Origin of the sequence: Kribbella jiaozuonensis (genome assembly GCF_005233875.1) — a bacterium.
GTDB lineage: Bacteria > Actinomycetota > Actinomycetes > Propionibacteriales > Kribbellaceae > Kribbella > Kribbella jiaozuonensis.
Genome location: NZ_SZPZ01000005.1, coordinates 319,591 through 344,176 on the forward strand (window position 1 = coordinate 319,591; position 24,586 = coordinate 344,176).

24 protein-coding genes are annotated in these 24,586 nt (G+C 67.6%); 13 read left to right on the plus strand and 11 right to left on the minus strand.

The window, feature by feature from the left end:
* Positions 1-21 precede the first annotated feature (21 nt).
* Positions 22-735, plus strand: a complete 714-nt coding sequence (gene deoD / locus FDA38_RS33550; protein WP_130439886.1) for a purine-nucleoside phosphorylase — start codon at positions 22-24, stop codon at positions 733-735.
* A gap of 38 nt (positions 736-773) precedes the next feature.
* The gene (locus FDA38_RS33555; protein ID WP_137258193.1) at positions 774-1,316 is read left to right on the plus strand and encodes a hypothetical protein; all 543 of its coding nucleotides are present in this window, start codon (positions 774-776) and stop codon (positions 1,314-1,316) included.
* Positions 1,317-1,330: 14 nt separating this feature from the next.
* On the opposite strand, the gene FDA38_RS33560 is transcribed toward FDA38_RS33555, so the two are convergent.
* Entirely contained in the window at positions 1,331-1,972 is a 642-nt protein-coding gene (locus FDA38_RS33560) for a TetR/AcrR family transcriptional regulator (protein WP_233715082.1), read from the minus strand.
* A gap of 169 nt (positions 1,973-2,141) precedes the next feature.
* Between FDA38_RS33560 and FDA38_RS33565 the strand changes: the two genes are divergently transcribed.
* From FDA38_RS33565 to FDA38_RS33575, 3 genes are read left to right on the plus strand one after another with little or no spacing between them, the layout of a single operon-like run.
* Positions 2,142-2,948 (plus strand): SDR family NAD(P)-dependent oxidoreductase, encoded by an 807-nt coding sequence (locus FDA38_RS33565; protein WP_137258194.1) that lies wholly within the window; start codon positions 2,142-2,144, stop codon positions 2,946-2,948.
* Positions 2,949-2,952: 4 nt separating this feature from the next.
* The gene (locus FDA38_RS33570; protein WP_137258195.1) at positions 2,953-4,077 is read left to right on the plus strand and encodes a DUF5938 domain-containing protein; all 1,125 of its coding nucleotides are present in this window, start codon (positions 2,953-2,955) and stop codon (positions 4,075-4,077) included.
* 10 nt (positions 4,078-4,087) lie between these two features.
* Positions 4,088-5,653: an acyl-CoA synthetase gene (locus FDA38_RS33575; protein WP_137258196.1), complete on the plus strand. Its 1,566-nt coding sequence runs from the start codon at positions 4,088-4,090 to the stop codon at positions 5,651-5,653.
* Here FDA38_RS33575 and FDA38_RS33580 read toward each other — a convergent pair.
* Both FDA38_RS33580 and FDA38_RS33585 read right to left on the minus strand, forming a co-directional pair.
* Positions 5,639-6,319 (minus strand): GOLPH3/VPS74 family protein, encoded by a 681-nt coding sequence (locus FDA38_RS33580; protein WP_137258197.1) that lies wholly within the window; start codon positions 6,317-6,319, stop codon positions 5,639-5,641. The two genes, FDA38_RS33575 and FDA38_RS33580, sit on opposite strands and share 15 nt — an antisense overlap.
* Positions 6,320-6,332: 13 nt before the next feature.
* The gene (locus FDA38_RS33585; protein WP_170989962.1) at positions 6,333-7,256 is read right to left on the minus strand and encodes a sigma-70 family RNA polymerase sigma factor; all 924 of its coding nucleotides are present in this window, start codon (positions 7,254-7,256) and stop codon (positions 6,333-6,335) included.
* Positions 7,257-7,380: 124 nt separating this feature from the next.
* On the opposite strand from FDA38_RS33585, the gene FDA38_RS33590 reads away from it, so the two are divergent.
* The 4 genes from FDA38_RS33590 (at position 7,381) to FDA38_RS33605 (ending at position 10,907) form a co-directional block, all read left to right on the plus strand.
* Positions 7,381-7,968 (plus strand): GNAT family N-acetyltransferase, encoded by a 588-nt coding sequence (locus tag FDA38_RS33590; protein ID WP_137258199.1) that lies wholly within the window; start codon positions 7,381-7,383, stop codon positions 7,966-7,968.
* Positions 7,968-9,695: an IucA/IucC family protein gene (locus FDA38_RS33595; protein WP_137258200.1), complete on the plus strand. Its 1,728-nt coding sequence runs from the start codon at positions 7,968-7,970 to the stop codon at positions 9,693-9,695. Before FDA38_RS33590 ends, FDA38_RS33595 begins: the two co-directional genes overlap by 1 nt.
* 39 nt (positions 9,696-9,734) lie before the next feature.
* Positions 9,735-10,226 carry a Uma2 family endonuclease gene (locus FDA38_RS33600; protein WP_137258201.1) on the plus strand — a complete coding sequence of 164 codons (492 nt, stop codon included), beginning with the start codon at positions 9,735-9,737 and terminating at the stop codon, positions 10,224-10,226.
* A gap of 138 nt (positions 10,227-10,364) precedes the next feature.
* On the plus strand, positions 10,365-10,907 hold the full coding sequence (locus tag FDA38_RS33605) for a Uma2 family endonuclease (RefSeq protein WP_233715083.1): 543 nt from the start codon (positions 10,365-10,367) through the stop codon (positions 10,905-10,907).
* Positions 10,908-10,925: 18 nt separating this feature from the next.
* On the opposite strand, the gene FDA38_RS33610 is transcribed toward FDA38_RS33605, so the two are convergent.
* Entirely contained in the window at positions 10,926-11,435 is a 510-nt protein-coding gene (locus FDA38_RS33610) for a cysteine dioxygenase family protein (RefSeq protein WP_137258202.1), read from the minus strand.
* Positions 11,436-11,510: 75 nt separating this feature from the next.
* Here FDA38_RS33610 and FDA38_RS33615 point away from each other — a divergent pair, with 75 nt between their 5' ends.
* Positions 11,511-12,377, plus strand: coding sequence for a LysR family transcriptional regulator (locus tag FDA38_RS33615; RefSeq protein ID WP_137258203.1), 867 nt, complete (start codon positions 11,511-11,513; stop codon positions 12,375-12,377).
* 2 nt (positions 12,378-12,379) lie between these two features.
* Here the strand turns inward: FDA38_RS33615 and FDA38_RS33620 are convergent, their stop codons facing one another.
* Together FDA38_RS33620 and FDA38_RS33625 are read right to left on the minus strand one after the other, a co-directional pair.
* Positions 12,380-15,607 (minus strand): ATP-dependent DNA helicase, encoded by a 3,228-nt coding sequence (locus tag FDA38_RS33620; protein WP_137258204.1) that lies wholly within the window; start codon positions 15,605-15,607, stop codon positions 12,380-12,382.
* Positions 15,607-18,825, minus strand: a complete 3,219-nt coding sequence (locus FDA38_RS33625; RefSeq protein ID WP_137258205.1) for an ATP-dependent helicase — start codon at positions 18,823-18,825, stop codon at positions 15,607-15,609. The genes FDA38_RS33620 and FDA38_RS33625 overlap by 1 nt, the downstream gene beginning before the upstream one ends.
* 161 nt (positions 18,826-18,986) lie before the next feature.
* On the opposite strand from FDA38_RS33625, the gene FDA38_RS33630 reads away from it, so the two are divergent.
* Complete coding sequence (locus tag FDA38_RS33630) at positions 18,987-19,898, plus strand: hypothetical protein (RefSeq protein ID WP_233715084.1); 912 nt, start codon at positions 18,987-18,989, stop codon at positions 19,896-19,898.
* Between the two features lie 3 nt (positions 19,899-19,901).
* On the opposite strand, the gene FDA38_RS33635 is transcribed toward FDA38_RS33630, so the two are convergent.
* Genes FDA38_RS33635 through FDA38_RS33650 form a run of 4 tightly spaced genes read right to left on the minus strand, consistent with a single transcriptional unit; the run spans position 19,902 to position 21,734 of the window.
* Positions 19,902-20,198, minus strand: a complete 297-nt coding sequence (locus FDA38_RS33635; RefSeq protein ID WP_137258206.1) for an MGMT family protein — start codon at positions 20,196-20,198, stop codon at positions 19,902-19,904.
* Positions 20,199-20,207: 9 nt separating this feature from the next.
* Entirely contained in the window at positions 20,208-21,047 is an 840-nt protein-coding gene (locus tag FDA38_RS33640; protein ID WP_137258207.1) for a TIGR03560 family F420-dependent LLM class oxidoreductase, read from the minus strand.
* Between the two features lie 47 nt (positions 21,048-21,094).
* The gene (locus tag FDA38_RS33645) at positions 21,095-21,457 is read right to left on the minus strand and encodes a hypothetical protein (protein ID WP_137258208.1); all 363 of its coding nucleotides are present in this window, start codon (positions 21,455-21,457) and stop codon (positions 21,095-21,097) included.
* Positions 21,458-21,467: 10 nt separating this feature from the next.
* Positions 21,468-21,734, minus strand: coding sequence for a DUF2277 domain-containing protein (locus tag FDA38_RS33650; RefSeq protein ID WP_137258209.1), 267 nt, complete (start codon positions 21,732-21,734; stop codon positions 21,468-21,470).
* 87 nt (positions 21,735-21,821) lie between these two features.
* On the opposite strand from FDA38_RS33650, the gene FDA38_RS33655 reads away from it, so the two are divergent.
* On the plus strand, positions 21,822-22,463 hold the full coding sequence (locus FDA38_RS33655; protein WP_170989963.1) for a TetR/AcrR family transcriptional regulator: 642 nt from the start codon (positions 21,822-21,824) through the stop codon (positions 22,461-22,463).
* Positions 22,460-23,245, plus strand: a complete 786-nt coding sequence (locus FDA38_RS33660; protein ID WP_137258211.1) for a maleylpyruvate isomerase family mycothiol-dependent enzyme — start codon at positions 22,460-22,462, stop codon at positions 23,243-23,245. The genes FDA38_RS33655 and FDA38_RS33660 overlap by 4 nt, the downstream gene beginning before the upstream one ends.
* Here FDA38_RS33660 and moeZ read toward each other — a convergent pair.
* Entirely contained in the window at positions 23,242-24,435 is a 1,194-nt protein-coding gene (moeZ, locus tag FDA38_RS33665; RefSeq protein ID WP_137258212.1) for an adenylyltransferase/sulfurtransferase MoeZ, read from the minus strand. The genes FDA38_RS33660 and moeZ overlap by 4 nt on opposite strands.
* Positions 24,436-24,586 lie beyond the last annotated feature (151 nt).

Consider the following 24,586-nt stretch of genomic DNA (forward strand, 5'->3'; position numbering starts at 1 on the left):
GCATCATGAGAGCATCCCCGCATGAGTATTCACATCGCCGCCGAGAAGGGGCAGATCGCACCGCGGGTGCTGTTCCCCGGGGACCCGCTGCGGGCCAAGTGGATCGCGGAGACCTATCTGGACGACGTGATCTGCTACACCGAGATCCGGAACATGTTCGGCTTCACCGGCACCTACAAGGGTGAGCGGATCTCCGTGCAGGGCTCCGGGATGGGCCAGCCGTCCGCGTCCATCTACGCGAACGAGCTGTTCGCGGAGTACGACGTACAGACCCTGATCCGGGTCGGGACGTGCGGTGCGCTGACCGAGGCGGTCCGGGTCCGCGACGTGATCGTGGCGATGTCCGCGAGCACCGACTCGCAGATGAACCGGCTGCGCTTCCACGGCATCGACTACGCGCCGACCGCCGACTACCAGCTGCTCCGTGCGGCGGTGGACGCGGCCGAGGCGGCCGGACTGAACGTGCACGTCGGCCAGGTGTTCTCCGGCGACCTGTTCTACAACGACCGCGCCGACCTGGTCTCGCGGACCGCGGAGTATGGCGTACTGGGTATCGAGATGGAGGCGTCGGCGCTCTACACGCTGGCTGCGAAGTTCGGCCGCCGGGCGCTCGGCATCATGACGGTGTCTGACCACCTCATCACCAAGGAGGAGACGACGGCGGAAGAGCGCCAGACGACCTTCTCGGAGATGATCACGATCGCCCTCGACGCGGCGATCGAGGTGCCGGTCTGAAGCCGCGGTACGGCGCCGCCGTACTGGCCTGCGCCGTGATGGCATTCGGTACGGCGGCGTGCTCGGGCAGCAAGTCCGACGACAACAAGCCGAACGCCGCAGGTAGCTCCAGCAGCTCCACTGCTCCGGGCACCACCACCAGCAGCAGTGCGTCTTCGACAGGTCCGGAGGAGAAGCTGCCGGACCTCACCGCCGCACAGGTCGTGACAGCCTTTGCCGGCAAGGGCTACAAGTGCAGCACCGACGAGGCGTACCAGACGTGCGCGCAGGGCGTCACGTCGATCCAGGTCCTGATCGGCAAGCAGCCGCGGCCGCCGGTGATCTCGCTGCAGGCGACCGGGGTCGCTGCGGAGGCCGCGACCAAGCTGTCCGACTTCGCACCGCAGGCGCTGGAGCTCGCGCACGTGAACCCGCGCGGCCAGATCGCGGACTGGCTGAAGCAGCAGCAGAGCAAGGCATCCGCGCAGACCACGGCCGGCGACTGGACGGTCGAGTTCTCGACCGAGGCGGACACCGATCAGCCCGGAGCGATCCTCACGCTGACCGACAAGCTCTGCAAGGTCGACTGCGGAGCTGAGTAGGACTCAGATAGCAGCTACGCCGTGACGAGCTTGGGCAGGACCTGCAGGAGCCGATCGGTCAGCAGGTCCGGGGTCTTGTCCGGGTTCGCCGCGTAGCCGACCACGGCCTGCTCGAACAGGCCGTCGACCAGCGCGTACGCCGTGGGCGCGTCAACGGTCGGCGTGGTCGCGGTGAGATCGGCGTACCGGCCGAGGATGCGCCAGATCATCTCCTCGAGCAGCTTGTCGATCGCCTCGACGTCCGGGCGGAGCTGCTCCTCGAACATGCTCTGCGCGCGCAGGTCGTACCAGAGTTTGTGCATCGGGGTCTCGTCGACCAGGGTCTGGGTCATCTTCGCCAGGAACCCGGTGACCAGCTCCTCCCCCGACGTCGCCGTCTCGACGACCTCGTCGTACCGCCGGGCGCACTTGGTCTTGTAGTAGCGCACGCAGTAGCTGATCAGGTCGATCTTGTCGCGGAAGTAGTAGTGCACGACGCCGTGGGTGAACTCGGAGTTGTTCGCGATCTCCCGCAGGCTGGTCCGCGCGTACCCGAGCTCGCCGAGGGTCTTCAGCGCGGACTCGGCCAGCGCCACCCGGCGTCGCTCGATCTTGTCGATCCCGGAGACCCGGGCCGGCCGGTCCGGTTCGGTCACGCTCGCTGACGTCACTGCCACACCGCCCTCTCCTCATCGGGTCGTTGCGTCAGAGTACCCCGCCCCGGGCCAGGCGCGTCCCGGTGCGGGGAGATTTCTTGACAAGTGTCAAACAAAGTCTTGACGGGTGTCAAAGACCTGGCCAGAGTGTGAAACAGCCAGCCTCGTCGTGTCAGCAAAGGAGCTACAGATGGGTTCTCTCGATCTCTCCGGCCGCAGGGCCCTCGTCACCGGCGGCGCCCAGGGGCTGGGTGAGGGCATGGCGAAGGCCCTCGCGGCAGCCGGCGCGAAGGTCGTGATCAGCGACCTGCAGAAGGACGCGGGCGAGAAGGTCGCCGACGCGTTGGACAGCGAGTACGGAGCGGGTAACGGCTTCGTCGCGCACGACATCACCGACGACGCGCAGTGGGAGAACGCGGTCGTCGCGGCCAACGACATCATGGGCGGCCTGGACATCCTGGTGAACAACGCCGGGATCGAGATCACCAGCCTGCTCACCGAGGTGACCGCCGACGAGATCCGCAAGATGCTCGAGGTGAACGTCCTCGGCACCACGCTCGGCGTCAAGTGGGGCCTGCGCACGATGCGTCCCGAGGGCCTGGCCGGTCAGGGCGGCGCGATCATCAACATCGCGTCGGTCGCCGCGACCATCGCGTTCCCCGGCATCGCGGTCTACTCCGCGACCAAGTCCGCGGTCGATCGCCTCACCAAGGTCGCCGCGATGGAGTCCGGCAAGCTCGGGTACGGCGTCCGCGTCAACTGCCTGTACCCCGGTCTGGTCCCGACCGAGATGGGGATGGGCCTGGCCAACGACTGCGCGCAACTCGGGCTGTTCGAGTCTCCCGAGGCAGCGGTCGGCGCCGTCATCGCACTGACCCCGGCCGGCCGGCTCGGCGAGGTCGCCGACATGGCCGACGCGGTCGTCTTCCTGGCATCGGACGAGGCCCGGTTCATCACCGGCATCGGCCTGCCGGTCGACGGCGGAATGGGGATGTGATCGCGTGAGCAGCAAGCCTGTCGTCGTCTACGGCGCCTCCGGCTACACCGGCCGCCTGGTCTGCGAGTACCTCCGGCAGTACCACGTCCCGTTCGTCGCGGCCGGTCGCGACGAGGCCAAGCTGAAGGCCTCGATGGATGCGCACGTTCCCGGCATCGAGACAGCGGACTACGAGATCGCCGTTGTCGACCACGACACCGCCGCACTGACCGATCTGTTCAAGGGCGCGTCTGTCGTGCTGAACACCGTCGGGCCGTTCAGTGAGCTCGGTCCGGCCGCTGTGGAAGCAGCACTGGCGGCAGGTGCTCACTACACCGACACGACCGGTGAGCAGGACTGGCTGATGACCTGCGACGAGAAGTACGGTCCGCAGTTCGCCGAGGCCGGTCTGGTGCTGGCGCCCGGCATCGCACAGATGTACACGACGAGCGAGATCGCCGCGCAGCTCTGCCTGGAGCAGCCGGGCCTGGACACTCTGGACATCGCGGTGTTCTGGGGCGGCAGCCCGACCATCGCCTCGACCCGCACGATCCTGGTGAACGCTGCGACCTCCAAGGCGCACTACCTGGAGAACAACCAGTACGCCGAGTTCCCGACGCAGGGTCTGGTGCAGCTGGTCGTTCCCGGGCAGCACGAGCTGGCCCTGTCGCTGCCATGGGGTGGAATGTCGCACCCGGTCTGGTTCAAGCGCGATCCGCGAGTCGCCAACTGTAAGGCGCAGGGCGGTGTCTTCAACGCGGCGCTGATGAACGGCGTACCGCAGATCGTTGCCGCAGCGCTCGAGGCGACCAAGGACATGGCGCCGGACGAGCGCAACGAGGCACTGACCGCCACCGCGCGCCAGGTGATGAACGAGATGCCGCCGCGGGAGAACCCACGGGTCAACAAGACCCTGGACTCGGTGCACGCCTCCGGACCGCTCGGTCGGGCGCACTGCGTCATCCACGGCAACAGCAACTACCAGCAGACCGGGCTGATGCAGGCGTACGCCGCGTACTCGCTGCTGCAGACGCCACCGAAGCGGGTCGGGTTCGCGAGTGGTTGCCAGGCGTTCGGTCACCGCGAGCTGCTCGGCGTACTGCGGAGCTTCGGGCTGGTGTCCGAGCCGCAGCTGACTGTGCAGCACTAAGGGAGCTGTTGTGCGACTGGTCGACTACCTGGACAAGGGCGCCTCGCTGGGCCCGGATGCGGCCTGCCTCACCACGGACGGCGAGACGCTCTCGTACGCCGAGGTGCAGCAGCTGTCGTACCGGATCGCGGGCGCACTGGAGGCGACCGGCGTACGTCCGGGTGGGAAGGTCGCGATCCTGTCCGCGAACGACCCGATCGCGTTCAGCTGCGTGTTCGGGATCAGCCGGGCCGGTGCGATCTGGTGCCCGATCAATCCGCGCAACGAGGCCGCTGAGAACCGTGAGCTGCTCGACCAGTTCGACTGCGAAGTACTGATCTACCAGTCGGCGTTCGCGCCGTTGGTGGACCGCATCCGGGACTCGCTGCCCAAGGTGCACACGTTCGTGTGCCTCGACGGGGAGCCCACAGACTCCGACCCAGACCCCCACCCCAGCGGTCGGAGAATCGTCGGTTGGGACGCGTTCAGCGGGGGCGCGTCCCAGCCGGCACCCGATCTGACCGATCCGGACGATCTCGCGATGATCGTCGGGACCGGCGGTACGACGGGCCGTCCGAAAGGAGTGATGCTCGGCAACGCCAACCTCGAGACGATGACCGCGCTGACACTGATGGGGTACCCCTTCGGCGAGCGGCCGGTCTATCTGGCGCTGGCGCCGTTGACGCACGCGGCCGGGGTGCTCTGCTTCCCGGTGCTCGCGTCCGGCGGGGAGATCGTGATCATGCGAGCTCCCGACGTCCACGCGTTCCTGGAGCTGATACCGCGACACGGGGTGACGCACACGTTCTTGCCGCCGACGCTGATCTACATGGTGCTGGCGGCGCCGGAGCTGGACTCCACGGACCTGTCGTCGTTGCGGTGCTTCTGGTACGGTGCGGCGCCGATGTCGGTCGCCCGGCTCGAGGAGGCGCTGCAACGGATCGGTCCGGTGATGGCGCAGCTCTTCGGGCAGACCGAGGCGCCGATGATGATCTCGATCCTGCCGCCGGCCGCGCATTTCGATGCCTCAGGCAACATTGCGCGGGGCCGGCTGTCGTCGGCCGGGCGGCCGTCACCGCTGGTCACGGTGGCGATCATGGGCGCGGACGGCGCTCTCCTTCCCTCGGGCGAGCGAGGTGAGATCGTCGTCCGCGGCTCATTGGTGATGCGGGGCTACTACCGCAACCCCGATGCGACCGCAGCGGCGTCGGCGTACGGCTGGCACCACACCGGTGACATCGGCTACCTCGACGGCGACAACTTCCTGTACATCGTCGACCGGGCGAAGGACATGATCATCACCGGCGGCTTCAACGTGTACTCCACCGAGGTCGAGCAGGCGCTGATGGCGCACACCGACGTACAGGATTGCGCAGTTGTCGGACAACCTGATGAGAAGTGGGGCGAGCGGGTCGTCGCCGTCGTCCAGCTGCAGCCCGGCAGTCTGGTCGGGCCGGACGAGCTGATCGCGTTCGCGAAGGCACGCATCGGCAGCGTGAAGGCACCGAAGCAGGTCCTCGTCTGGCACGACCTGCCACGCTCCAAGGTCGGCAAGGTGGTCAAGCCGGAGATCAAGGCGCGTCTAGCTACTGGATGATGCTCCTGCGGTCGCGGAGACCACGATGGCGGCGGTTACTGCGGCCTGCATCTCCGCAACGGCCTTCTTCACAGCCTCTGCGGCCCAGTCTGACTCGGCGATCTCCTTGGCCCGCTGCTTCAGGGCGCGCTTGTCCACGGCGTCGGTGACAACCTTCGGTACGACGTTCAGCGCGCTCATCAGTGCAATCAACGCGCCGGTGCGCTCGTCCGGCGTCAGTCCTTGGGCAAGCACGCTGTGCAGCTTGGCCCGGATCTCCGACTCGTGGCGTGCGTCTTTGGCCGGCCAGCGGGTCACCGGGAACAGACCGAGCACCTTGCCCTCTTCTGCCTCCAGAACACCGCGCTCTGCGAGCCGGGCGAGCAACTGGTCGCGCAGGTGCTTCGAGAGCTTGCCGATCTGGTCCTTCGGCTTCTTACCCGGCTTGTCGACCACGTACGACAGCCGCTCGTCCAGGATCGGGTCTCCGGTCGGAGCACCGTCCAGCACCTTCAGGCGCCCCGGCTTCTCCCCGCTGTCCTGGCCGGTGATGTCGAGCTTGTGCTGCAGCGTGAGCTCGATCAGCACCGCACCGGCGAGCGCGTAGTCCAGCCCTGGCGACCCGGTGATCGGCTTGCCGGTCTCGTCGTCGTACATGAGCAACAGCAGGTCCTCGGCAATCAACATGCCTCTACCGTAATCAGTAGTGGTGGCCGTTCAGCTCTACTGGCTCGCCGAGCGTGGCTGCTACCTCGGTGAGGAAGTTCGGGGAGAAGTAGTACCAGCGGATCGATCGGACCTTGCCGTCCTCGGTGGTGAGGCGCATCAGATCGTTCACAGCGCGGTGGCCGTCACGGACGATGTGAATCACCAGGACGGGCTCGCCCCAGAGGTCCACGACGTCGGCTGTGTAGCGGTACGGCTTGGACAGGTCCAGAGTGTGCTCGATCGAACCCCCGCGGATGTTCTCGGCGCCGTACTCCGTCAGCACGCCGAGGATCTCGCTGTCCGCGTCGGCCAGCAGCAGAGCAGTCAGCCGAGGTACGTCGTACGCCGTGAACGCCTCGGCGACCGCATCGAGCAGGCGGCGGTCCGGGGCCTCACGGGTCTTCAGTGAGCGCTCCGGGTCGGCCAGGCGTCCGCGGCCACGGTGGAGTGCTGCTTTGACGGCGCCGACCGACGTCCGCAGTACGTCGGCGACCTCGGTGAGCGTGAAGCCGAAGAGGTCCTTGAGGGCGAGTGCGGCGCGCTCCTGCGGCGGGAGGAGAGTCACGAGCTCAGCCCAGGCGTCGCGGACCTCCGCCGGGTCGGCTGCGTCCGGAGCGGCCTGCTCCGGCGCGTCGACGAGTACGGGCGACTGGCGGCGGTAGCTGTCGACGTACGCGTTGGTGGCGACGCGAAACAACCAGGCGCGCGGACTGACGATCGGGCTGTGCGCCTGCGCGGCCTGCGTGAACGCGCGCGCCAGCGACTCCTGGACGAGGTCCTCGGCGTCGAACGCGTTGCCTGTCAGTCGGCGGCAGTACTTATACAGGTCGGAGCGCAGCGGCTCGAGGCGGTCGAGGAACTCCCTGCGCGCCTGCCGGGTCGCCTTCAGCTCGGGTAGGTCGAGAGCGTCAGTCATGGTCATACCTGTCTGGACGGACGAGGTGACCCTCAGGATACGGACCCGGTTCTTCGCAGGGTCGAGCGTCTAGTAAGGTAAGCCTTAGCTAACAGGTTCGCCCACCTCGAAAGCAGAGCCCGCCATGACCAGAGCACTGCCCGAGCCGACGTACCGGCGCTTCGTCGCCGGCCTCGGCACCCTCAGCCTCCGGCCGTTCGACCTGGCCGAGGACGTGACCACGCTGCACAGTTGGGTCACCCAGCCGTACGCGCGGTACTGGGGTCTCCTCGACGCATCGGTCGCCGACGTACACGCGGAGTACCTCCGCATCGAGCAGAGCGCGCACCACCGCGCGTTCCTCGGCGAGCACGACGGCCGGCCCGCGTTCCTGATGGAGCGCTACGAGCCGGGGTACGACGCGGTCGGTCAGGTGTACGACGTCGCGCCGGGCGACATCGGCATGCACGTGCTGGTCGGGCCGGCGACCACGCCGATCGCCGGGTTCACCGCGGCGGTGTTCGAGACGATCATGGACAGCTTGTTCAGCGATCCGCTGGTCGATCGGGTCGTGGTCGAGCCGGACGTACGGAACGTGAAGATCCAGGCGCTGAACGAGCGGATGGGGTTCCGCAAGCACAGCGTCGTACAACTGGCCGACAAGCAGGCGTGGTTGAGCTTCTGCACCCGCGACCAGTACGCCGACGCACATCGAATGAACGAGGCAGGCTGATGATCTCGCACTTGAACCCGGACGTCTGGGCCGTGGTCAACCGCGCCCTGGTGCGGAAGGCGCTGGCCGAGTTCGCGCACGAGCGCATTCTCATCCCTGTTCTCGTCGGCAACGGGTTTGCGGTCGGCGGGTATCGGTTCGCGGCTCGGCTGTATCCCTTGAATCATTGGGATATCGATGCCGCGAGCATCGTCCGGGACGACGGCGGGCCGATCGATGTGCTGGAGTTCATCACGACGTTCCACCAGGAGTTGGGGATCGGCGCGGAGATGCTGCCGGTGTACCTCGAGGAGATCAGCAGCACGCTGGCGTCGGCGGCGTACAAGCTGTCGAAGCCGGACCTGACCGCGGCAGACCTGGTCACCGCGGACTTCCAGGTGATCGAGGCGGCGATGACCGAGGGGCATCCGTGCTTCGTGGCGAACAACGGGCGGCTCGGGTTCGGGGTGAGCGACTACCTAGCGTATGCACCGGAGACCGGGGCGCCGGTGCGGCTGACCTGGATCGCCACGCGTCGGGATCGGACCACGGTTGCTCAGAGCAACACGCTGTCCTACGACGAACTGCTTCGCGCGGAGCTCGGGACGGAGGTGCTCGACCGCTTCGCCGCGCGAATTGTTGCCGTGGGCGCCGATCCTGCGGAGTACGTGTATCTGCCGGTGCATCCGTGGCAGTGGGAGAACAAGACGTCGATCACCTTCGCGGCCGATATCGCGCAGCGGCACATCATTCAGCTGGGGTCGACGGATGACGTCTACCAGCCGCAGCAGTCGATCCGGACGTTCTTCAACCGGTCTGCGCCGGGGCGATGCTATGTGAAGACGGCGTTGTCGGTGCTCAACATGGGGTTCATGCGCGGGCTGTCGCCGTCGTACATGGCGGCGACGCCGGCGATCAATGACTGGGTCCATTCCGTGGTCTCGAACGACCTTGTGCTGAAGCGGTACGGCTTCAGCGTGCTGCGCGAGATCGCGGCGGCGGGATACCACAACCGGTACTACGAGAACGCTACGGACAAGACTTCGCCGTACCGGAAGATGTTGTCGGCGTTGTGGCGGGAGAGCCCGGTGCCGTCGTTGGAGCCGGGTGAGCGGCTGGCGACGATGGCGTCGCTGCTGCATGTCGATCGGCATGGGGCTTCGCTCGCGGCGGCGTTGGTGCGGGCGTCGGGGTTGGCGCCGACGGACTGGTTGCGCGCGTACGTCGACGCGTATCTGATCCCGTTGCTGCACAGCTTCTACGCGTACGAGCTGGTGTTCATGCCGCACGGCGAGAACCTGATCCTGGTACTGCGGGACGCGATCCCGATCCGCGTCATCATGAAGGACATCGCGGAGGAGATCGCCGTACTGAGCCCGTCGACGCCGATCCCGGCGGAGGCGGAGCGGGTGCGCGCCGATTTGCCCGACGACGAGAAGCTGCTGTCGATCTTCACCGATATCTTCGACTGCATCTTCCGGTTCTTGTCACCGTTGCTGGATCGCGAGGGTCTGCTGACGCCCGACGAGTTCTGGTCGGTGGTGGCGGAGGCGGTGCGCGACTACCAGGCCGCGACGCCGGAGCTGGCGGAGGCGTTCGCGAAGTACGACATGTTCACGCCGGAGTTCGCGCTGTCCTGCCTGAACCGGCTGCAGCTCCGCAACAACCAGCAGATGGTCGACCTCACGGATGTTGCCGGATCACTGCAGTTCGTCGGCACGCTGGAGAACCCGCTCGCCTGTGGATAACTCACGTCGCAGTACGGCGTAATCGGTCAAGCTGTTGCGGTGACCACGGTTGAAGCACCCCGCGACGGCCGCCGCTACGAGGTGGTCGACGGCCGCCTCCTCATCACCGGCGCCCAACCCCCTGCCCACCACGCGGCCGTGATCGCGTTGATGGTGGTCCTGAAACAAGCCTGCCCACCCGATCTGCTCGTCTCGGTCGGCTCCCTCGCCTTCCGCCCGACTCCCCACACCACCCTCCGCCCCGACCTCCTCGTCTGCCCGCGCAACTACTCAGCCACCCAGCCACCGGTCCTGGCCGTCGAAGTCCTCTCCCCGAGCACTCGCACGACAGACGTAGTCCTCAAACGCACCCTCTACGAAACCCACCACATCCCGTCCTACTGGCTCCTCGACCCCACCACCCAAGAACTGACAATCCTGGACCTCACCCCCACCGGCTACACCTGCCAAGCCGTAGTCCAAGCCGAAGAAACCTTCCACGCCACCCATCCGTTTCCCGTCGACCTGACACCCGCTGCCCTGACTGGATAGCGGGGCAGACCGGGGCATGTCGGGGCAGATTGCCCTGTATTCCGGGGCAACCCGGGGCAGATCGTCGAAACGGTGTCGATCACCCATCGGTACCCACCATGCTGGTGCAGTGACCGAGAAGGAGGCACCATTGTGTCCGTGGAACCACTTGAGTCAGGGCCCTACACCTTGGCCTACCTCGACACCGCACCCGACGACGGGAGACGGCGCGAGATCATCGACGGCGGTCTGTTCGTGACGCCTGCACCTGCGCGGGTCCACCAGCGGGCGGTCGTCCGACTGAGCAGCACACTCAACATCGCCTGCCCCGCCGGCTTTGAAGTCCTCGTTGCGCCGTTCGACTACCGGCCGACCTCCAAGCGTTCGGTCCAGCCCGATGTGCTGGTCTGCAGTCCGGACGAGCACGGCTCGAAGCACGCGCGAATGCCGCTGGCTCTCGCGGTCGAGATCCTGTCGCCCAGCACCAAGATGCTGGATCTCCTGCTGAAGCGTGGGGTCTACGAGCAAGCAGGTGTGCAGTCCTACTGGATTCTGGATCCGGAGCAAGAGACCCTGACCGTGCTCGAACTCGTGGACGGCCTGTACGTCGAGCGAGATGTCGTGGTCGGCGAGAAGGTCTTCGAGGCGACGCTGCCGTTCCCCGCACAGATCGTCCCCGCCGAGCTACTCCGCGAGCGCTGAAGAACACGCCGGCTGTCGTCAGTTGTAGTAGCGGCGGGCGCTGGAGCCGATGCGGGTTACGTCGGTGCCGTAGATGTGGATGGAGATTGCTGTGGTGTCGGAGGTGTTGTTGACTCGGTGGATGTCGCCGGGTGGGGCGAAGCCGCTGACGTCGCCGACGTGGTTGTCGCTCTGGCCGACCAGGTTGAGGTCGGCGTCGTACAGGTCCTCGTGTTCGACGCCCTGGATCACTCCGAAGACGCACCAGGTGACGTGATCGTGGATCCGGGTCAGCTGGCCGGGGCGCCAGACCAGGGCGATGATCGAGAACGAGCCGTCGGGCTCGACGTGCAACGTGTGGCTCTGGTACCGGTCTGCCGAGCCGAGGCGCTGCTCGGCTGTCAGTACGTCGGGAGTCGGCAGGTGGCGGCGTAGCTCCTCGGCCACGAGCTGAGCGGTGCCGTGCCAGTCGGCGTGCTGACCGATTGCGGTACGAACGCCCGCGGCGAGGTCTGTCAGTGTGCTGGTGGAGGTCGTTGTCGTCGTCATGTCTTGAGCGTGCGCCCCCTCAACCCATAGCGTCTAATGCCAAGATCCGTTCTCACCCATAGATGGGTTTGATACATGCTCGATGTCACGAAGTTGCGCGTCATCGACGCCGTCGCCCGCCTCGGATCGGTCACCGCCGCCGCCCGCGAACTGCACTACTCGCAGCCGTCCGTCACGCATCACCTGTCCCGCCTCGAGGCCGAGACCGGCGCCCAGCTGCTGCAGCGCGCCGGCCGCGGTATCCGGCTGACCGAAACCGGCCGGATGCTCGCCGCCCGGGCCGCGGAGATCATCGGCCGGATCGACGCAGCCGACGCCGAGCTCGCCGCACACGTCGGCCTGCGGGTGGGACGGGTTCGTCTCGCCGGGTTCTCGTCGGCGATCGGATCGCTCGTACCGGCGGCCGTCGAGGCGCTGGCCGGCAAGCACCCCGGGCTCGAGGTGAGCCTGACCGATATGCATCCGCCCGAAGCGCTCGAGCTCCTGCGCACCGGCACCATCGATGTCGCGATCGTCTTCCGGTACGACGAGACCGAGCCGGAGCCCGCCGGCGTACGACTGCATCATCTGCTGGACGACCCGGTGTACCTGCTCTCGAAGGACCGGCCGGTCACGCTGGCCGAGTTGAGCGACGCGACCTGGATCGCCGGCTGTGATCGTTGCCGCAGTCATCTGATTTCTCTGTGCGCGGTGGAGGGCTACGAACCGCGGGTCGGGTACACGTCCGACGACATGGTGGTGATGCAGGCCCTGGTCAGGTCCGGTCTCGGGGTGACGACCATCCCCGGTCTGGCTCTACGCAGCCACCGGATCGACGGCATCTTCGCGACCGAGATCCCCGACTCGCGCCGGCACGTGTACGCCGCGACGTACGGCGAGCCACCCGACCCACCCGCGATCGCGGCCCTGCTCGCGGCGCTCGAGGAGGCCGCCGCGGCATGACCTCATCCGTTGAGGAGACTCACGAGTTCCGCCTTGTCCGGAAGGTTTTCCGGGCGGACGATGTCGCCCGTGCGGACATAGTAGAAGGCCGCTGTGATTTGCGACAGCGGGATATTCATCAGCTCTGACCAGGCGACTCGGTAGATGGCCAGCTGAAGTGGGTCGGCGGTCTCGGAGCGATGCGTCTTCCAGTCGATGACGTCATAGCCGCGAGAGCCGTCCTCGCGGACCACCTGGTACACGGCGTCGATCCGGCCGCGGATCACACGACCGTCGAGCGCGAGGGCGAACGGCGCCTCGATCTCGTACGGCGTGGTCTCGCCGAACGGCCCGTCGCGGAACGCATCCATCAGGTCGGTCAGATCCGTGTCGTCGACGATGTCCTCGTCCGCTGCGCCCGGAAGATCGTCCGGGTCCAGCAGCAATTGCTGGCCGAAGTAGCTTTCCACCCAAGCATGGAAGCGGGTGCCGAAACGCGCCGCCCGGTTGGGTTTGCGAGGCATCGGGCGGGCGAGCTCGGCGGCCAGACCGTCCGGGTCCTTCGCCAGCCGCATCACCTGCGTCGCCGACAACGCCGCCGGCAGGGTCACGTCGTACGCCTTCCGACTCCGGCTTTCCCTTGCCTCGGACAACAATCGCTCGAGCTCGGAGTCCCAGCGCGCGACCGTCGCCTGCTCGTCCAGCAGCAGCGACTCTTCGGCCTCGACCGAGGGCCCCTCCGCCCGCGACAGCTGCACCAGCGCCGCCGCGTCGAGCCGCCGCTGGTACGACTCCAGGTCGTACGCCGTCGGCCACGGCGCCTGCGTCTGCTCCGCCAACTCCGGGTTCTCCGCGGTCAGCTCCGGCTGCTCCGCCCACGCGATCACGCGCTCACCGGCGTGCTTCTTCAGCGTCGAGAGGTACGACGACGGACCGCGCGGGCGCTTCTGCGTCGGCCCCCACCAATGCCCGGTCGCGACCAACAGGTCCTTCGCGCGGGTGAAAGCGACGTACCCGAGCCGCCGTTCCTCCAGCGCGTTCATGTCCTTGCACTCGTCCGCGAACGCCTTCAGCCCAGCGTTCGACAGGTCGTGGATATCCGGCAGCGTGTCCGCGTCACCGCGCAACGGCCACGGCAACACCTTCGCGTTCGTCGTCCACTTGTCCCGGCCGCGATCCGACGGGAACACCTTCGAAACCAGCGTCGGCACGAACACGACCGGCCACTCCAGCCCCTTCGACCGGTGCGTCGTCAGCAGCTTCACCGAGTCCGCCTCACTCGGTACGGCGAGGTCGAGGCCGGCAGCGTACTCCTCCTCGGCCGCCAGATACGCCAGCAGGCCGTCGAGCGAACCGTCCGACTCCGTCGACACGAAGTTGCCGACGGCATCCAAAAAGGCAGCGAGGTGGTCGCGGCGACCGGCGTCGACGTGATCGGGCGTCGCGGTCAACTCGACGTCCAGGCCGATCGTGCTGATCACACGCCGGACAAGATCGAGCAGCGGCTCACTGGCGTGCGCACGCAATTCGCGGAGCTCGGTCGAAAGTTCCTTGAAGCGGACCAGGGCTTCCGGCGCGTACTCCGCCCGCCCCGGATCGTCGACCGCTTCCACGAGCGAGATGACCTCGGTCGAATCCATCCCGGCAACAGCAGCGTCCAGCGCGGCAACCAGGTCGTCAGCGGCTGGTCGTTCGCCCGCATCGGCGAGGGCACGGGCACGGTTGGCGAGCAGCGCCAGGTCGCGGTGGCCGATCCGGTAACGCGGACCGGTGAGAATGCGGAGCATCGCGGCGTTCGCCGTCAGGTCGTTGACGGCCTGCAGCGTGGCGACGACGTCGACGACCTCGGGCAGTGCGAGGAGTCCGCCGAGACCGACGACCTCGACCGGCACCTTGCGAGCGATCAGCGCTTCGTGCACCGCGCTGAGGTCGACGTTCGTCCGCATCAAGATGCCGATGTCCTTCCAGCGGCGGTTCCTGGTCTGGTGCGCGGCGACGATCGCGTCGGCGACCCACTCGATCTCCTGCGAGCGCGTCTCGAACAGCCCGACCGTGATCGCACCCTCCGGCGCGTCCGGCGGCGCCTCGAGCGGGATGACACCGGGGTGCTGCTCGTAGAGCTCGGCGGCGTGCTGGTTGGCGGCCGCGAGGATGCGACTGCCACAGCGGCGGTTGATGCTCAGCACGTACCGCTGGGCGGGCGTGCCGTCGGCCTGCGGGAAGTGCTCAGGGAACTCGTCGAGGTTCGCAACCGACGCCCCGCGCCACCCATAGATCGCCTGGCACGGATCGCCGACCGCGGTGACGGGATGACCCCGGCCATCGCCTGCAGCAAATAAAGCCGTCAGCATCCGGCGCTGAGAGACAGACGTGTCCTGATACTCGTCGAGCAGCACCACCTTGTACCGCCCTCGCTCGACCGCCGCGACCTCCAGACACTCCTCCGCCAGCCGCGCACCGAGCGCCATCTGATCGGCAAAGTCGACCACACCACGCTCAGCCTTGTAAGCCTGGTACTCCTCAACCAACTGCAGGATCTCGCCACGCTTCAACGAGGTCTCAGCGAGCTTCCGGACCTCCACCGTCTGCTTACGAGCAGCCGCAACCTCTTGCCGTACGGCGTCGTCGTGGTCGCGGATGTCGTCCGCCCGGAGCAGATGATCCGCCAGCTCACCATCGAGCGCCAGCAGGCTGTTCACAAGCGTCGGCACGTGATGCGACGCGAACCGGATCGGCCCTGCAGACCGCCGTACGACCCGACCGGCGAGCTGGAAACGCGTCGCATCTGCAAGCACTCGCGAATCCGGCTCGAGGCCGAGTCGCAGCCCATGCTCCGCGATCAATGTGCCGGCGAACGCGTGGTACGTCGACACAACCGGCTCGCCCGGCTCTTCAGGCTCCCAGTTGGGGATGTTGCTGCGCAGATGCGCCGCCAGCAGCGGGTGGACGTCCTTCGGCAAGGTCGATCCGAGTACGCCCGCCTTCGTCAGGTCGTCCCGGATCCGTACGTCGAGCTCGTTGGCGGCCTTCTTCGTGAACGTCAGCCCGAGAACCTCCTCCGGCTTCACCTGCCCCGTGCAGATCAGCCAGACCACGCGAGCAGCCATCGCCGTCGTCTTACCGGAGCCGGCTCCCGCGACAATCACGCCGGGCGCGAGCGGGGCTGTGATCGCGGCCAGCTGCTGGTCGGAGAACCGGATGCCGAGGAGGTCGCACAGGTCTGCAGTGGTCCGGAGTTGAGCGGCGGCCATCAGACGATCTCCCGGCCTTCTGGCTGGATCGGGCAGAGAGCTCGGGCTTCACAGCGGTTGCAGCCGTCGTTGCGTTGGGCGGTGAACTGCTCGGTGCGGATCATCGACTCGGCGTCATCGACGGCTTCGTCGAGCCACGTGCGGCCGTCGTCGTCAGCTTCCAGCGGGCCTTGGTGCTGCACCTTCGGGAAGCCGCCGTTGTCGTCGTGCCGCAGCTGGACCAGCTCGGCGCCACCGGCGACCGCCTCCTCGCCGAGCTTCTTCATCTGGCGCGAGTTGATCGCCCGTTGGTAGATCGCCAGCTGGACATGCCGCTCCAGCGCCGGCTTGGTCGGGATCGTCCGCCCGGTCTTCAGGTCGACCACCCGGACAGTCCCTTCCGGGTCCTTCTCGACCCGGTCCATCCGCCCCTTCACCCGCACCGCAGGCTTCTCCTCATCCGGCAGCAGGACGTCGAACTCCACCTCGGACCCCACCAGCGTCCGGTCCGGCCGTCCCTGGTGCCACGCGACGAACCGGCGCAATGCCTGCTCAGCCTCGCCGCGCTCCCTGTCCGAGATCCACGCGGACTCGAACTCGAGCTGCGTCCACACCTTGTCCAGCCATCCGTTCAGCTCGTCGACCGACGGCGGCAGCGTCCCGGTCGCGACCGCATCGGCCAACGCGTGCAGCACCGAACCGAACCCGAGCGCCGACGTACTCGGCGTCTCTCCCCCGGCACGCCGCGTCAGGAACCAGCGCAACGGGCAGTCCACGATCGTCGTCAACGCACTCCCGGACAGTGGCACCGGCAGCGAAGGATCCGCGATCGGCAGCACCGACTCGGTCCGCTCCCGCACGCCCCACCACCGCGAAGGATCAGCCGTCGGAACCAAGGCATACTCGCGGTCGTCGACGGCGTCCGCCAGCTGAGCCAACCGGTCCGCCGCCACCCGCTTCAACGCAGGCGACGACGAAGGATCGGCAAGCACACAACGCAGATCAGCAACCAGACCAGGCAACGACAGCGGCCGCCGCGGTCGGCCCGCGACCAGTTTCAAAGGAATGTCCAGCTCGGCAAGGAATCGGGATGGTTGGTCGCCGTCGGCCTCGGGTGCCTGCACCGCCGTCACGATCAACCGCTCCCGCGCCCGGGTGATCGCGACGTAGAACAACCGTCTCTCCTCGGCCAGCAACGCACCGGCCGACAACGGATCGATCAGCCCGTCCGTCCCCAACCGGTCCGGCTCCAGCAACGACCCACGTCGCCGCAGGTCGGGCCACTGTCCCTCCTGCACCGAAGCCACCACGACGAGCCGCCACTGCAGACCCTTCGACCGGTGCGCGGTCATCAGCTGTACGCCGGCCTCGCGGTACGTCCCGTCGAACCGGTTGTCCCCCGCGATGTCCAGCGACTCCAACTCCGACAGGAACGCCGACACGCCCTTGAACCCGACCTGCTCCTCCGCCCGGCTCGCGGCGTCGAACAACGCACACAACGAATCCAGATCCCGGTTCGCGGTGCGGGCGATCTCGCCACCCGAACCGGCCTGCCCGCGCAACCGCCGCAACCACGGCGACTCGGACCACAGCGACCACATCACCTCGTCCGGCGCAGCGCCCGCGGTCACGATGTTCCTTGCCTTGAGCAACCGCTCGCCCAGCGCCGCGAACCGCGCCTCGGCCGGTGACGCCTCCTCGTCGAGCAGCAACGGATTCATCAACGCTTCCCGCAGCAACTCGTCCGACGAGCGCGGCAACCGCTGACCGCCCGCAGCATCGCGATCGCGCCGGCGCAGCACCCGGGCCAGTCGCCGCAACTGCCCCGCATCCATCGCCCCCAACGGCGACAACGCCAACGCCCGTACGACCTCAACGGTCAGCGTCTCGGGATCAGCCACCGCCCGCAACGCAAGCAACATCGGTCGTACGGCGGGCTCACGCGACAGCGGCAACTCGTCACCCGCGACGTCCACCGGGATCCCGGCCGCGGAGAGCGCTCGTCGCAGCGGCGGGATCGAACGGCTGCCGGACCGCACCAGCACCGCCATCTCGTGCCACCCGACGCCGTCCTGCACGTGCGCGCGTCGCAGCAGATCCGCGATGTGCTCGAGCTCGGCGCCGCTCGTCGAGTAGAGGTTCGCCTCGACCTTGCCCGGGCCGAACACGCACGCCGACGCATCCGGGTTGCGGAACCGTTCGAACGTCTCCCGGTCGAGCGATCCCGGTACGCCGAGCCGGTTGACGACGTTGCGCGATACGCGCTGCAGCGTCGTACCGAAGCGTCGCGTCGTACCCAACGCGATCTGGGCCGCCTCGGAGCCGTCCCGATTCGGGAACTCGTCGGCGAACCGCAGCAGACCGCGGACGTCGGCTCCGCGGAACGTGTAGATCGACTGGTCCGGATCGCCGACGACGACGAGGTCCCGGCCGTCACCCGCGATCGCCTGCAACAGCTTGGTCTGACCGGGATCGGTGTCCTGATACTCGTCGACGAAGACGGCCTTGAACTCGGCTCGCAACTTGGCCTGCACCGACGGCTGCTGCGCGAGGATCACCGCGCGATGGATGAGCTCGGAGTAGTCCAGCACCTGCTCGGCGTCGAGGACCTGCAGGTACTCCTCAAAGAAGTCGCCGACCGCGACCCACTCGGCCCGCTCCGCCGACCGGCCGATCGCGGACAGGTCCTCCGGGTCGAGACCGAGCTGCCGCGCCTTGCCGATCACCGCCTGCACCTCGTCGGTGAACCCGCGCGTCTTCAACGCCGGATGCAGACTGCCGGGCCAGTGCACCGCACCGACCTCGCGACTGCCCGACAACGCCTCGCTCAACCGCAACGACTGTTCCGGCCCGGACGGCAGCCGCAGCGGCACGTCGAACGCGTCGGCCGGCGTGAACCGTCGGAGCAACGCGTAGCAGAAGGAATGGAAAGTCATGGATGGCATCACCCGGGTCGTCCGCCCGAGCCGGCTCGTGATGCGATCCCGGAGCTCGGTCGCCGCCTTCCGCCCGAAGGTCAGCACGAGCACCTCGTCCGGACTCAGTCCGCGATTGCGCACCCGGTCGACGACCGCCTCGACCAACGTCGTCGTCTTCCCGGTCCCGGGGCCCGCCAGCACCAGCAACGGTCCGCCGGGATGATCCACCACCGCCTGCTGATCAGCATCCAGGACCGGCGCCGCCGCGCTTCGTCCCTCGGCCCGGACCAACCGATACCGGGACCCCTGTCTGCTGACCATCGCACCATCCCAACAGACCCCACCGACAATCTGCGACGAGCCACCCCGGACCCCGCCCGGATAGCCGGAAACCGGACAAGGCAACGTAGCCGAGCCATAACTTTCCGCACCCGGATCGCATCGAGTACCTCGGAAGCAACACCAACGATGAGGAGCACCGAATGAGGACGATGCGACGCACGGCCGCCCTCCTGGGGGCGGCTGTTCTGCTGGCAGGTCTCGGGACCGCCACTGCCCCCGCGGCGACCACGGCGAATCCGAAGATCCAGTCGATCTGTTCACTGGACCTCGGCTCGATCACCGCGCAGGGCAACTATGTCGACCAGGTGGTGTCCGCCGCCAGCCCGCCAGTTGCGAGCGAACGCCGGGTCGGTCCGAAGATCGCCGATCCGGGCGAGACGCGGGCGAGCGCGACCTGGGAGTTCAAGCCCGAACCCGAGGGCGGGAGCTCGGACAGCGGTTATGCGCTGTACGGCGACACGCTCTACAGCACGGTGATCAACAACGTGCCGGACGGACCGTGGTGGGGCCGCGGGGTGGCGATGTTCGACATGAACGCGTACACCTCGATCGCGCGGGCGGCGTACCCGAAGGGCGCCGCGCCGACGCGGCAGTACTTCTACGCGATGCGCAACGACGGCACGCTGGTGCGGTGGAAGCGTGACGCCAAAGGGTTCCACCCGCTCGGCACGTTCGCCGGGTTCTCGGCCGTGAAGACGATGACGCTGATCAGCACGACGTCGACGTACGACACGTTCCTGGCCACCACCAAGGCCGGTGCGCTGTACACGATCCACATCCCGACCACGTCGCCGTTGTCGCCGGTCGTGAAGGTCGTCCGTTCGTCGACCTGGCAGGGCTTCGAGGCGATCGTCGCGGAGAAGTGCGGGACGCAATCCACGCTGCTCGCCGCGATCGACACCGACACCGGTTCGGCGTACCTGTACGCCGTTGGTCACGCCAACGGTACGGCCACCGTCATCCAGAGCCTGGGCAAGGTCCCGGGCACCTTCAACGACCCGATCTACTTCCTGCGCACCTCGCAGGCGGGCACGCCGCTGAACGGCGAGTAACAGTCAGCCCTGTGGATCCCAACGGGCGTCGCGGAGGTTCACGCGCCCGTTGGTGATCCGCACCCCGTCCGACCGCAGCCGGTGCAGCTGCTCGTCGCCGACCTCGTCCGCCGGTACGCCGGACGCGCGGATCACCCGCCACCACGGCACGCTCGCGCCGTACTCACGCATGATCGCGCCGACCTGCCGCGGCCCGCCCTGTCCGACGTACTCCGCGATATCGCCGTACGTCGCGACGCTGCCCTCCGGGATCGACTCGACCGCCCGCAGCACGGCCTCGACGTATTCCTCCCTGTCCACGGGATCAATCTAGGCGAGAGGTGCGAGCGCCTTCGCGAGCGGCTCCAGGACGGACGGCGGCGCGTCGAGCGGCAGATTCATGATCACCAGATCGACGCCGGCCTCGCCGTACGCCGCTGCCTCGGCGACCGCCTTGTCGAGCGGGCTGTCCGGGTCGACGCGGACGTTGACCGAGCAGGTGATCTCGTTGACGTCGCGACCGACCTCCTCGCAGCGCTGGACCAGGACGTCCTTGAGTGGCTTCCACTCCTCCGGGTTCGGGACGATCACGTTCCACTGCTGCGCCCACCGGGCGACCGCGCGCAGCGTCCGCTTCGGGCCCTTGCCGCCGATCGTGATCGGCGGGTGCGGGGTCTGCACCGGCTTCGGGTTGCAGTACGCCTCGGTGAGCTTGATGTACTTGCCGTCGAAGTTCGCGACCTTCTCGGTGAGCAGCGCGATCATCGCCTGCGTGCCCTCGTCGAAGCGGTCGAAGCGCTCCTTCAACGGGTACAGGTCGATGCCGTACGCCGCGGTCTCCATCTCGTTCCAGCCGGCGCCGATGCCGAGCTCGAGCCGGCCGTTGCTGATGATGTCGGTGGTCGCCGCCATGTTCGCGAGGACGGCCGGGTGCCGGTAGATCATCCCGGTCACCTGGCAGCCGAGCCGGATCCGCGACGTCGCCTGCGCCAGCGCGGCGAGCGTCGTCCAGGCCTCCAGGTTCGGGCCCTGGATGTCACCGCTGAGCGGGTAGAAATGATCCCAGTGCCAGGCGGACTCGAAGATCTCGAACTGGTCCGCCGCGACCCACACGTCCCGCATCTGCTGCCAGGTGGTGTGTTCCGGCCTGGTCTTGATCGCGAACCGCATCCCGCGCCTCCTCAAGGGGAACCGTTTCCCGGTCGCGACATTACCAACTAGCCGACGCACAGGCCGGTGATCGGACGGCTCTGTTGGAGGACCGTCACCAGCGTGAAGACCTCGGACACGATCGCGGCGACCGCGGTCCAGAACAGGATCAGCACGAGCGTCTGCCGGCTCCGCCCGAACCAGCGCAGCAGCAGGTACAGCGCCACCGCACCTACGGCCACGCCGGTGAAGCTGAGCACGAACGCACTCGTCGGCAGCGGCAGCGTGCCGTCGCAGGCAGCATGCCGACGACGGGACAACTCGGTCTCGGCATTGGCGCTGGTCAGCGACAACAGCACACCGGCAACGATCAGCCCGAACACCACCCCCTGGTGCCGGCGCTCCGGACGACCTGCCGCCCCCTCCCCCATTGCAAGGCTCTTAGTCGAGACCGAGGCGCGCGCGGACCTCGGGGCGCCGCAACGGTGGGACGGTCTGCGGCGGGGTCCGGCGGGCCGGCATCTCCTCCAGCAGTTGTTCGGTGATCTTCGCGACCTCGGTGGCCGCGCGCTCGATCGGGCCGCGCGTGGTCGCACTGAGCGAGCCGACGCCGGTCACCTTCCGCACGTACTGCAGCGCCGCCGCGTAGATCTCCTCAGAGGTCGCGGACGGCTCGAGTCCCCGGAGCACGGTGATGTTTCTGCACATGTCACGACAGTACGTGGCCGGTGGGACAAGCGGCTCGAAATCTACGAGCTATTGACTTCCCTAATGGTCTTAGGTTTTCCTCATGATATGAGCACCACCGTGCCGGACCGCCGTACCCGCCGTCGTCAGGAGACGATCGGGGAGATCCTCGACGTCGCCATCGAACTGATGGAGGTCGAGGGCGTTGCGGCACTGAGCCTGTCCGCGGTCGCCCGCCGGCTCGGCATGCAGCCGCCGTCGCTGTACCAGTACTTCCCGTCGAAGATGGCGATCTACGACGCGCTGTTCCAGCGGGGGTCCGAGTTGTTCCTGGCCGCGCAGCAGGAGGCCGTCGCGGCCGCGACCACCGACGATGTCGTGGAGCTGCATCTGATCGGCACGACGGCGTTCGCCCGGTGGAGCATGCAGAACCCGGTCTACTCGCAGCTGATGTTCTGGCGCACCGTGCCCGGGTTCGAGCCGAGCCCGGAGGCGTTCGCTCCGGCCAAGGAGGTGCTGGCCGAGCTGCAGCGGCACCTCCAGGCGGGAGTCGACGCGGGCCGGTTGCATCCGGACGCGGCGAGCGAGGAGGGGGTCGCGCTGTTCACCTCGGTGACGTCCGGGGTGCTCTCGCAGCAGATGGCGAACGAGCCCGACGCGACCTTCGAAGAGGGACGGTTCACGCGACTGCTGCCCGTCGTACTCGAGATGTTCTACCAGCACTACGCACCGACCAGGGGGAAGAAATGACTGCAGTACTAGCTGAACAGATCGGGCGTGCTGATCGCCCGCGGTGCCGGGTCCATCGGGAGGCCGAGCTCCAGGCGTGGCACGAGTTGCTGGCGTCGATCGAGGGGGACGAGTGGCATCGCCGTACCGTCTGCGACGAGTGGGATGTCGCGGACATCGCGGGCCATCTGATCGGGCAGGCCGAGGACGTCGTCCGGCCGCTGTCGTTCCCGCGCCGGTTCCGTAAGGGGAAGCGGGTGTACCCCGGCATCCCGCGGTTCGACGCGCACATGATGGTGCAGGCCGACGAGCACCGCGGTACGCCGCCGGCCGAACTGCGCGCGCAGTTCGACGAGGTGTGGGCGAAGGCCAGCCACCGGATCTCCCGCAATCCCGAGCTGATGCGGCGGATGACGATGCAGGTGGACGACGTACCGCGGATGTCGCTGGGCTATGTGCGGGACATCCTGCTGGCGCGCGACCTGTGGATGCACCGCGACGACGTGTGCCAGGCGCTGGGACGGTCGTTCGACGCCGGTCCGTACGTCGAGGAGCTGATCGCGCAGGTGGTCTACGACCTCGAGGCCGCGGGACCGTTCTGGGGTGAGCGGCCGGCCGTCGTACTCGAGCTGACCGGGCCGGGAGGTGGGACCTATCAACTCGGGAGGGGTGAGCCGGTAGGTCGCGCCGCGGTGGACGCCGTCGCCTACATGCGGACGCTGTCCGGACGCGACGACGCCCCAGCGGTTACGGGTGACCCCGCAGCCGCTGAGGCGGTCGCGTCCTGCCGGATGCCGTTTTAGTAAGACGGTTGGCTTGGGTCGATCTGATCGACCCAGGCCACCACGCCGCCGCCGACGTGGACGGCGTCGGAGAAGCCTGCGCCCTTGGCGATCGCGAGGACCTCGGCCGAGCGGACGCCGGACTTGCAGTGGAAGACCAGCTGCTTGTCCTGCGGCAGCTTCTCGAGCGCCACGCCGGTCTGGAAGTCGGCCTTCGGGATGAGCACCGAGCCCGGGATCCGGTTGATCTCGTACTCGTTCGGCTCGCGGACGTCGATCAGGACGAAGTCCTTCTCGCCGTTGTCCTTGAGCTTGATCCACTCGCTCAGCTGCTTCACCGAGATCGTCGAGCCGACGGCGGCGTCGGCCGCCTCCTCGGTGATCGCGCCGCAGAAGTTCTCGTAGTCGATCAGCTCGGTGACGGTCGGGTTCTCACCGCAGATCGCGCAGTTCGGGTCCTTGCGGACCTTCAGCGAACGCCAGTTGAGGTCGAGCGCCTCGTAGATGTTCAGCCGGCCGAGCGACGGGTCGCCGATACCGGTGAGCAGCTTGATCGCCTCGGTCACCTGGGCCGCGCCGACGGACGCGCAGAGCACGCCGAGTACGCCGCCTTCGGCGCAGGACGGGACCATGCCGGGTGGCGGCGGCTCCGGGTACAGGCAGCGGTAGCACGGGCCGTGCTCGGCCCAGAACACGCTGACCTGGCCGTCGAAGCGGAAGATCGAGCCCCAGACGTACGGCTTGCCGAGCAGCACCGCGGCGTCGTTCACCAGGTACCGGGTGGCGAAGTTGTCGGTGCCGTCGACGATCAGGTCGTACTGCTCAAAGATCTCGAACACGTTGTCGTTGTCCAGCCGGGTCTCGTGCAGGACGACGTTCGTGTACGGGTTGGCCTCGAGGATGGATTCCTTGGCCGACTGGGCCTTGGACTTGCCCACGTCGGACTGGCCGTGGATGATCTGGCGCTGCAGGTTCGACTCGTCGACGGTGTCGAACTCGACGATGCCGAGCGTGCCGACACCGGCCGCGGCCAGGTACAGCAGCGCGGGGCTGCCGAGGCCGCCGGCGCCGATGACCAGCACCTTGGCGTTCTTCAGCCGCTTCTGCCCGGCCATCCCGACCTCGGGGATGATCAGGTGCCGCGAGTAGCGTCGCACCTCGTCGATCGTGAGCTCATCGGCCGGTTCGACCAGCGGTGGCAATGACGACACGTTGTCGGCTCCTCAAGAAGACGTCGGACGGGATCTGAAGGTTTTCAACCATCTCTCCCACCCCCATGTTCCCGCACCTGCCAAGCCACCCCTGCCGGAGTCCACATCCCGGGAGCGTCGTCTCAGAAACGAGACGTGCCGGGCGCCCCCA